At 71.2% G+C, this 7,375-nt stretch carries 8 protein-coding genes; 4 read left to right on the top strand and 4 right to left on the bottom strand.

Going from position 1 to position 7,375, the window contains the following annotated elements:
- The first annotated feature begins 276 nt into the window (after nucleotides 1–276).
- The 4 genes from ACFO0B_RS14905 to ACFO0B_RS14890 all read left to right on the top strand — a co-directional run bounded on the left by ACFO0B_RS14905 (nucleotide 277) and on the right by ACFO0B_RS14890 (nucleotide 2,801).
- Nucleotides 277–567 carry a hypothetical protein gene (locus tag ACFO0B_RS14905; RefSeq protein ID WP_378613017.1) on the top strand — a complete coding sequence of 97 codons (291 nt, stop codon included), beginning with the start codon at nucleotides 277–279 and terminating at the stop codon, nucleotides 565–567.
- Nucleotides 564–1,094, top strand: a complete 531-nt coding sequence (locus tag ACFO0B_RS14900) for a DUF4254 domain-containing protein (protein WP_378613016.1) — start codon at nucleotides 564–566, stop codon at nucleotides 1,092–1,094. Before ACFO0B_RS14905 ends, ACFO0B_RS14900 begins: the two co-directional genes overlap by 4 nt.
- Nucleotides 1,095–1,125: 31 nt before the next feature.
- Nucleotides 1,126–1,818 carry a type IV toxin-antitoxin system AbiEi family antitoxin domain-containing protein gene (locus tag ACFO0B_RS14895; protein ID WP_378613015.1) on the top strand — a complete coding sequence of 231 codons (693 nt, stop codon included), beginning with the start codon at nucleotides 1,126–1,128 and terminating at the stop codon, nucleotides 1,816–1,818.
- Nucleotides 1,819–1,880: 62 nt separating this feature from the next.
- The gene (locus tag ACFO0B_RS14890; RefSeq protein WP_378613014.1) at nucleotides 1,881–2,801 is read left to right on the top strand and encodes a nucleotidyl transferase AbiEii/AbiGii toxin family protein; all 921 of its coding nucleotides are present in this window, start codon (nucleotides 1,881–1,883) and stop codon (nucleotides 2,799–2,801) included.
- Here the strand turns inward: ACFO0B_RS14890 and ACFO0B_RS14885 are convergent.
- From ACFO0B_RS14885 to ACFO0B_RS14870, 4 genes are all read right to left on the bottom strand, one after another.
- Complete coding sequence (locus ACFO0B_RS14885) at nucleotides 2,770–3,681, bottom strand: PfkB family carbohydrate kinase (RefSeq protein ID WP_378613811.1); 912 nt, start codon at nucleotides 3,679–3,681, stop codon at nucleotides 2,770–2,772. The two genes, ACFO0B_RS14890 and ACFO0B_RS14885, sit on opposite strands and share 32 nt — an antisense overlap.
- A 78-nt stretch (nucleotides 3,682–3,759) precedes the next feature.
- Nucleotides 3,760–4,434, bottom strand: a complete 675-nt coding sequence (locus tag ACFO0B_RS14880) for a nicotinamide mononucleotide transporter family protein (RefSeq protein WP_378613013.1) — start codon at nucleotides 4,432–4,434, stop codon at nucleotides 3,760–3,762.
- A gap of 45 nt (nucleotides 4,435–4,479) precedes the next feature.
- Nucleotides 4,480–5,496 carry an XdhC family protein gene (locus tag ACFO0B_RS14875; protein ID WP_378613012.1) on the bottom strand — a complete coding sequence of 339 codons (1,017 nt, stop codon included), beginning with the start codon at nucleotides 5,494–5,496 and terminating at the stop codon, nucleotides 4,480–4,482.
- Nucleotides 5,497–5,815: 319 nt separating this feature from the next.
- The gene (locus tag ACFO0B_RS14870; RefSeq protein ID WP_378613011.1) at nucleotides 5,816–6,967 is read right to left on the bottom strand and encodes a lipase family protein; all 1,152 of its coding nucleotides are present in this window, start codon (nucleotides 6,965–6,967) and stop codon (nucleotides 5,816–5,818) included.
- Nucleotides 6,968–7,375 lie beyond the last annotated feature (408 nt).

The raw sequence follows: 7,375 nt of genomic DNA, 5'->3' as shown, positions 1-7,375 counted from the left end.
GCCGAGACGTCGAGCTGCACGGTGAGTGCCGCGGCGCCGATACCGAGCTCGAGGCGCCGCTGCCGCAAGCGCCGTGCCAGCTCCCAACGCGCGACCGCGGGTGACAAGGGCATGGCGGGATCCTACTGCCGCCTGCCGTTGGACTTCTTATCGTAAGTTGACTTGTATAGTTTACGACAGTAGCGTGGCTGCTGTCACACGGTCTCGTCACCGTCGGGGCCGGGGGAGAGCTAGGGGTTAGGGGCTATGTCCGTACATGTCATCGATGGTCGCTGGATGGTGACCGAACGAAGCAGGCATCAGGCCAGGCGCGTGGCCGAGGACGGCTGGGTCGTTTCCTACCTGCGGGGGCGCACCTTCACTACCGAGCAGGCGACGGCCGCCATGCGCACCGTCGAGGAACTGGCGACGCTGCAGGGCCTCGCCGCGCTTCTCGGCCTCACCCCGCTGGAAGCGGTCACCCTCGCCGTCAACGAATCACCATGGGAGAAGGGCCGTCTCGGCGAGTCCGAGCGGCGCTTCGGCTGGTCATCGGCCGCGCGGCCACTGCAGGGGGCGGTGAGATGAAGCACGCGGTACTGCCCGCCAAAGACGCTCTGCTGCTTGCCTGTCGAGTAGAGCCCCGCGACGACCACCCTCTTCTCCGCGGCATCCACCTGCTGGCCGGGCTGCACGAGCGCCGACTGCGCGAGGAAGTGGACGCGACCCGCTTCCACGCCGGGCGCCACACCATCGCCCTCGCCATCGACCACTGGGTCGCCGTCGAGCTCCCCGTCCCGCGCGGCGGCGCCCGCATGCATACCGAAACCCTCGGCTCCGTCCTCGACCGCCTGGCCGAGCACTGCGCCCTCGCCCACGCCGCCCTCTCCTCCGCCCCGAAGGGGCAGGTGCACGAGGCCTGGGAGCTCCTCGCCGAACTCGCCCTCGGCTACCAGGACCTCGCCGTCGACCTCACCACCGGCTCCCGCCGCCTCCCCGATTCCTTCATGACGGATCTCGGGCACGCCGTCCGCCGCCGCCGCGGCATCGACAGTCAGCGCGTCGTGTCGATGGATCACCACCGTGGTACATCAATAATTTCCCTCAGTGCGTAATTTTCGATGTCTTCGTTCTTACAATTGATGCATGCGAAGCGATCAGGGCTGGCTCCTCGCCCTCGCGGATATCGCCACGACGCAATGGGGGCTCCTGACCGCCGCGCAGGCGGGCGAGGTCGGAGTATCCGTCCAGCAGTTGAAGCGGCTCGCGGACAGCGGCCTGCTGGAGCGGCTCCGGCACGGCGTGTACCGCCTCTACGGCACCCCGGAGTCACCGGACGATCTGCTGCGCGCCGAGTGGTTGGCGTTCGAGCCGGCGCGAAGGGCTGGAGATCGCATTGCCGACGAGGTGCCGCTCGGGGTGGTGTCCCATCGCTCGGCTGCCCGCCTGCAGGGACTCGGCGACCTCGACGCGGACCTGTACGAGTTCACGGTGCCGCGCAGGCGGGGGACCCGGAGCCGCGAGGTCGGTCTGCACGTGGCCCAGCTACATCCGAGGGATTGGCGGCTGGCGAACGGGTTGCCGGTCACCCGGCCGCTGCGCACGGTCATCGATCTGGCCGAGGCGCGAATCGACGGCGGGCACCTGGCCCTGATCGTGCGCGACGCCATTCTCGGCGGCGACACCACCCGCGCCGAGTTGGCGCAACACCTGCGCCCCTTCGCGCATCACTACGGTGCCGCTCTCGGAGCGGGACGGCTGCTCGTGGACTCCTTCATTCGCGTGGCCGGAGTACCCGCGGGCGCGGGCGACCTGCTTCGAACGCCCGACCCCCCATAGCAACCGAACGAGAGCGACAGCGCACGGTGACCCAGAAGTATCTCTCCGACAACGGGTTCCGTGTGGCACTGAACCATCGCATCCAGGCGCGCGCCCGCGCGGTCACCCGCCCATCGGCGGAATTGCGCCGTGAGTTCTTCATGCAGCGCCTGCTCGCCCGGGTGTTCGCCGACCCGACCGCACCCTGGGTCCTGAAGGGCGGGGCGGGACTGCTGGTACGGCTGCCGGGAGCGCGCAGCAGCGAGGATGTCGACCTGCCGCACCCGCGCACCGTGGACCTGGAACAGGCCTTCGTCGAGCTACGCGCCATCGTCTCGACGCCGAGTTCGCTCGATCGGATCACCTTCCGGCTGGAGATAGGGCAGCGCCGGGTCCGGGAGGGTGGCTCGGACGTCTGGAAGCTGCGTGCGACGCCCTACCTGGGAGCGGCGGCACTGCAACACTTTCCGATCGACCTCACTGCCGGAGCGGTCCCGATCGGGATGATCGATCGCATCGAACCGATCCCGGTGGTCGAAATCCCCGACGTCGCCGCGCCGCCGCCGTTCGCCTGCTACCCGCTCGCCGATCAGATCGCCGACAAATTCGCCGCCATGTACGAGTACCACGGCCCCCGGCGAGAATCCTCGACACGATGGCGGGACCTGGTCGACCTCGTACTCCTCATCCGCCGCTTCCCCTTCGACGCCGCCACCACCCTGGTCGTCCTGGCCGAACAGCCTGCCCGCAGGCCGGACCTCGACCTACCCGCCACCGTGCGCTCGCCCGCCCCGGCCTGGGAGCAGGGTTATCGCGCCCTTGCCCGGCGGACCATGCTCCCGACCGAGCTGCACACCCTCACCAGCGCGCTGGAGCAGCTCGGCCGGTGCCTGAACCCGCTGCTCGACGGCACGGTCACCGCAGGCACCTGGAATCCGGTGAGCGGGATATGGGAGCCCTTCGAGCCGGCGCTCAGGGCAGCGGCGACGGCTCGGCTTCGGTGACAACCACCTCGGACAGCACCCGCTCCCGCAACGCCCGATCGATCTCCCCGGCCGCCGGAACGACGACCGCGGCAGCGGAGGTGGCGACGGCGTCGGTGAGCAGGGTGGGCCAACCGGGGGACGGGGTGTGCGAGAGGGCGGCGATCACCGCGGCGGTGGCGGCATCGCCCGCACCGGTCGGGTTGCCCGCGGGTGGGTCGGGGAGCCGGGCCCACCAGCATCCGTCGGGGGTGCGGGCAACCAGGTCGGCGGGGCCGCGGACGGCGACGACGCCCGCGGCCCCGCCTGCGATCAACCGCTCGGTGGCGGGGAGCAGCGCGTCGAGATCGCCGCTGCCACCGGTCAGGTCGGCGAAGTTGCCGCAGAGCACGACGCCGGGCACTCGGGCGGCCAGCCGCAGCGCTTCGCCGCTGAGGTCGCAGACGGTGGGGACGCCGGCCTCGACGGCGGCGGCGGCGAGCTCGGCGGGCAGCGAGTCCTCGATGCCGATCGGCAGGGTTCCGGCGATCACCAGCCCGGTGCTGCCGGGCAGCAGCCCGCGGATCCGGACCGCGAGCTGGTCGGCGGCGTGCGGGTGGGAGACCCGCGCGCCGGGCTCGGCGAACTCGGTGGCGGTGCCGTCGGCGGATTCGCCGATCATCAGGGTGCGGCGGACCCAGGGGAGCGCGAGTACGAAGTCGTTCGGCAGCTCCAGCTCGGCGGCGGCGGCGAAGGCGTGATCGGCGAAGCCGGTGGCCTTGGCGTAGCGGCCGAGCTGGTTCAGCACCCGTGTGACGTTGACCCCCTTGCCCCCGATGCGCTGCTCCACCGAGCTCACCCGGTGCGCCCCGCCGCGCTCCAGCCGCTCCACCCGATAGGTCGTGTCGTACGCGGGACTCATTGTCACGGTGAGGATCACGTCATCCACTCTGCACGCCTGAGCAGCAGGCGCAAGCCGGATGCGGCGCCGACCGGCGAATCAGCCCGCTCCGGCCGGGGCATTGGCGAGCGGGGTCACCGCCGGGCGCATGCTGCGCACCCACACGACGAAACCCCACACCACGAACCCGGCATACACCAGATACAGCACGGCGGACGGGTAGTACCCGGCCTTCAGCAGCAGCGGCACCCCCACCAGATCGACCCCGATCCAGATCAGCCAGAACTCGGCCAGCCCGCGCGCCATCCCGTAGGTGGCGAGCACCGAGCCGGTGAAGATCCATGCCTCGGCGAGCGGCCCGTACGAGCCGATCCGGGCGAAGAGCAGCGCGAACACCCCGGTGCCGACCACCATCGCGAGCGCGAGCAGCGCCCGCTCCCGCCCGGTCGCCCAGCGCGGCAGCACCGCGGGCGCCCCGCTGCCCCGGCTCCGATACCAGCGCCACCACCCGTACACCCCGACCGCGAGGAACACCAGCTGCCGCCCGGCCTGCCCGGCCATGTTCACCTGCTGCGGCGTATTGAACACGCCGCCGACGAACACCGTGAACAGCAGCCCGTTCCCGATGATCCCGACCGGCCACGCCCACACCCGGCGCCGCATGCCGCCGACGGCGGAGGCCAGCCCGAAGCCGTTGCCGATGATCTCGCGCCACAGGATCGCGGAGCCGCCGATGCGCAGTTCGGCCTCCAGCAGCGTGCTGAGTGGATTCACGCCGGGTGCAACCACCCCCGGGCGCGGAACAATCCGCGCGGCGCGCTACCCGCTCAGCCCGACGGCGGCCCGCTCCGACCAGGAGGCGCGCCGGTCCGCCTGCCCGCCGCGCGCGGCGAGCAGCTCGGCGGTGATGAAGACCGCGGTCTCGGCCGGGTTCCGTGCGCCCATGGTGAGCCCGGCCGGGATGTGCAGCTTGGCAAGTGTGCGCTCGTCGAACCCGCCCGCGCGCAGATCGTCCAGCCTGCGGGCGTGCGCGGTGGCGGAGCCGAGCGCAGCCAGGTAGCCGAGCGATGGCAGCCGGAGCGCGACGGTGAGCAGCGGAATCTCGAACTTGGGCTCGTGCGCGAGCACGACGATGCCGGTGTCGCTCTCGATCTCGCCCTGCGCGGCCAGCGTGTTCAGGTACCGGTGCGGCCAGTCGCAGACCACCTCGGCGCCGGGGAACGACTCCGGCACCGCGAACTCCGGCCGGGAATCGCAGATCGTCACCCGGCAGCCGATCAGCCTGGCCTGCGCGGTGAGCGCGGCGGCGTAGGCGTTCGCGCCGAAGACGATCAGCCGCGGCGGCGGCGAGAACGAGGAGACGAAGACGTCCGACTCCGGGAGCGCGACCAGCTCGGTGGCGTGCTTCTTGTCGGTGATCAGGTGCTGCCCGATGACGTCCGGGTCCGGATTCCAGACCACCGTGAAGACGGTGACCCGCCGGTGCGCGGCGATCTCCGCGGCCACCGTCGGGAACTCGGGGAAGGTCCACCGGGAGAACGGCTCGATGAAGATGTCGACGGTGTCGTCGCCGTCCGAGGCGGTCTCCACCCCGGAGAGCACGTCGAACCGGTGCAGTGCCCGATGCCCGGTTCTGGTCGCGCGCAGCGCCCCCTCGAAAACCGCCTCCTCCAACCGGCCGGAGGCGATCGATCCGAATACACCCCCCTCCGGATCGATCAGCGTGGCGGCCCCCACCGGCAACGAGGTGGAGCCGACAGCGCGCACGATGGTGGCCAGTCCGCCGGTCCGGCCCGAATGCCAGACCCGCAGCAGGTCGTCGACGATGTCGCGCATCAGCTTGCTCCGATCAGCGTGCGGCCGCGGGCGGGCAATCGTGATCGACACCCGTCCCCAAGTCGTCGCACGTGACGCACACCATATCGTCCCGGCGGGACAAATAGGGGTGTGCTCCGGAAACTCCTCGGATCCCCATGGGCGCCGTTCGACCGGCATTGTGTTCGAGCACAGTCCGGCGCTCGGAGTAAGCCATCTTCGCGACGTTATTCGAGCGGGATTGCGCCCGGGTTACGGGCAGTGAGCCGGGGGCTGTCCCCGGGTCGTCGCGGGCCGCGCCGCGCGGTTGCTCGGTGGTAGCGGGCAGCTATGGGTTCGGTCAGCCGCCGAAGAGCTCGCGGACGAACGGCGTGGAGTCGGGGAGGGAGGCGTTCACAGTTCCGCTGTGGTCCTCGAAGTAGGTGTGCAGCCGGATCGGTTCGCCCTTCGCGGCGGTGACCGCGGCCCAGCGCAGCGCCTGCGGGGTCACCACGTCGGTGTCGTAGAGCCCCTGGCCGACGAAGAGCGGGCGGTCGTAGCCGGACTCCGGCAGCCCGAACTGGCGGGCGAGCACACCGAAGGCATCCGGCAGGCTCGCGAGCGGCTTCGCGAACAGGTCGCCGATGGCGACGCCGCGCAGCTCGTCGGAGAAGGGCTCGATGCAGCTGGTGCCCGCGCGGGCGAGCAGGTTCCTGCCCTCGTCGGTGAGCAGCCCCGGGATATCGAGCTCGGGGTGGGTCTGGCGCAGCCCGTCGAGCACGTAGAGCACATAGGCGGTGAGGTGGGTGCCGAGCGGGATCGGCGGCACGTCCGGGCCGAGCGCGAGGAACACCTCTTCGAGGTAGGCGGGCAGCCCGGTCGCGACGGCGCCGCGGTAGTCGAGCTCGGGCCCGCCGAACTCGGTGGCGTAGCGCGCGGTGAAGACCGCGGCCCCGCCGCCCTGCGACTGGCCGACCACGGCCCAGCGGTCGGCCAGCTCCGGGTAGCGGGTGTGCGCGGCGCGCACCGCGTCGACCACGTTGTGCGCGGCGACCCGGCCGTTCAGGTACGGATGGTCGCCGGGCACGCCGAGCCCGGCGTAGTCGGCGGCCACCACCGCGTAGCCCTGCGCGAGCCAGGCGCCGAGGTAGGAGCGGTCGCGCTCGACCGCCGACGGGCCGCCGACGCTGTACGCGCAGTCGTCGCCGAGGCCGACGGTGCCGTGCGCCCAGGCGATCACCGGCCAGCCGCCCGCCGGAGCGGGCCCGGCCGGGAAGTAGACGGCCGCGCTCGCCGTCGCGGGCGCTTCGCCGACGGTCGTGCTCCGGTAGAGGAGCCTGGCCGTGCTCGCGGCCCCCGGCATCGCCGCCGCGGCGGGCAGCGGCTCGACCGCGAGCGGCGTGCCCGCAGCGGGCTGCGCGGCGGCGGGGCCGGCGGCCAGGGTGGCGGCGCAGGCGAGTGCGCAGGCGCTCGCGGTGAGTGCGCGCACCGGCGCGGTCCAGGGGTTGCGCATCGTGCTCCTGTCCGGTGGGTCTCGCCGCGGCGATCGATCCGCCGCGGATACCCGGCCGAGTCTGCCGCACGGCGGGCGCGGGTGCGCACCGCGCTGTGAAGGTGCTCACAGCGGGAGCGGGGGACCGCACGGCTCGGCGGAACCGCCCGCGATGCCAAACAGTACGGGCGTTACGCTGAAACCGCACGTCAGACCTACCGTTGGGTAGCTTCGCTCTTTGCAATCGAGCGGCTAATTTCGCAGAGTTAACAGATGACCTCGCAAAGCTAGCTCGAATTCACAATAACTACAGGTAGACGCCAGTTTTATGATGTGCAATCGTGTGGAAGTACACCCCCAGGGCCTAGCAAGCCTGTAAAGCGACTCGCCAGCAGATCGAACGGTTAGCCCGTACCGGCGAGTACCAAC

The organism is Nocardia jiangsuensis (assembly GCF_042650385.1).
In the GTDB taxonomy this organism is placed as follows: domain Bacteria; phylum Actinomycetota; class Actinomycetes; order Mycobacteriales; family Mycobacteriaceae; genus Nocardia; species Nocardia jiangsuensis.
The sequence above is the reverse complement of the archived record's forward strand: the minus strand, read 5'-3'. Positions and strand labels throughout refer to the sequence as shown.

Excerpts from the sequence above, each read along its gene's own strand:
- ACFO0B_RS14905 (WP_378613017.1), top strand. The coding sequence starts at position 277 with ATGGTGACCGAACGAAGCAGGCATCAGGCCAGGCGCGTGGCCGAGGAC.
- ACFO0B_RS14900 (WP_378613016.1), top strand. The coding sequence starts at position 564 with ATGAAGCACGCGGTACTGCCCGCCAAAGACGCTCTGCTGCTTGCCTGT.
- ACFO0B_RS14895 (WP_378613015.1), top strand. The coding sequence starts at position 1,126 with ATGCGAAGCGATCAGGGCTGGCTCCTCGCCCTCGCGGATATCGCCACG.
- ACFO0B_RS14885 (WP_378613811.1), bottom strand. The coding sequence starts at position 3,681 with ATGAGTCCCGCGTACGACACGACCTATCGGGTGGAGCGGCTGGAGCGC.
- ACFO0B_RS14875 (WP_378613012.1), bottom strand. The coding sequence starts at position 5,496 with ATGCGCGACATCGTCGACGACCTGCTGCGGGTCTGGCATTCGGGCCGG.
- ACFO0B_RS14870 (WP_378613011.1), bottom strand. The coding sequence starts at position 6,967 with ATGCGCAACCCCTGGACCGCGCCGGTGCGCGCACTCACCGCGAGCGCC.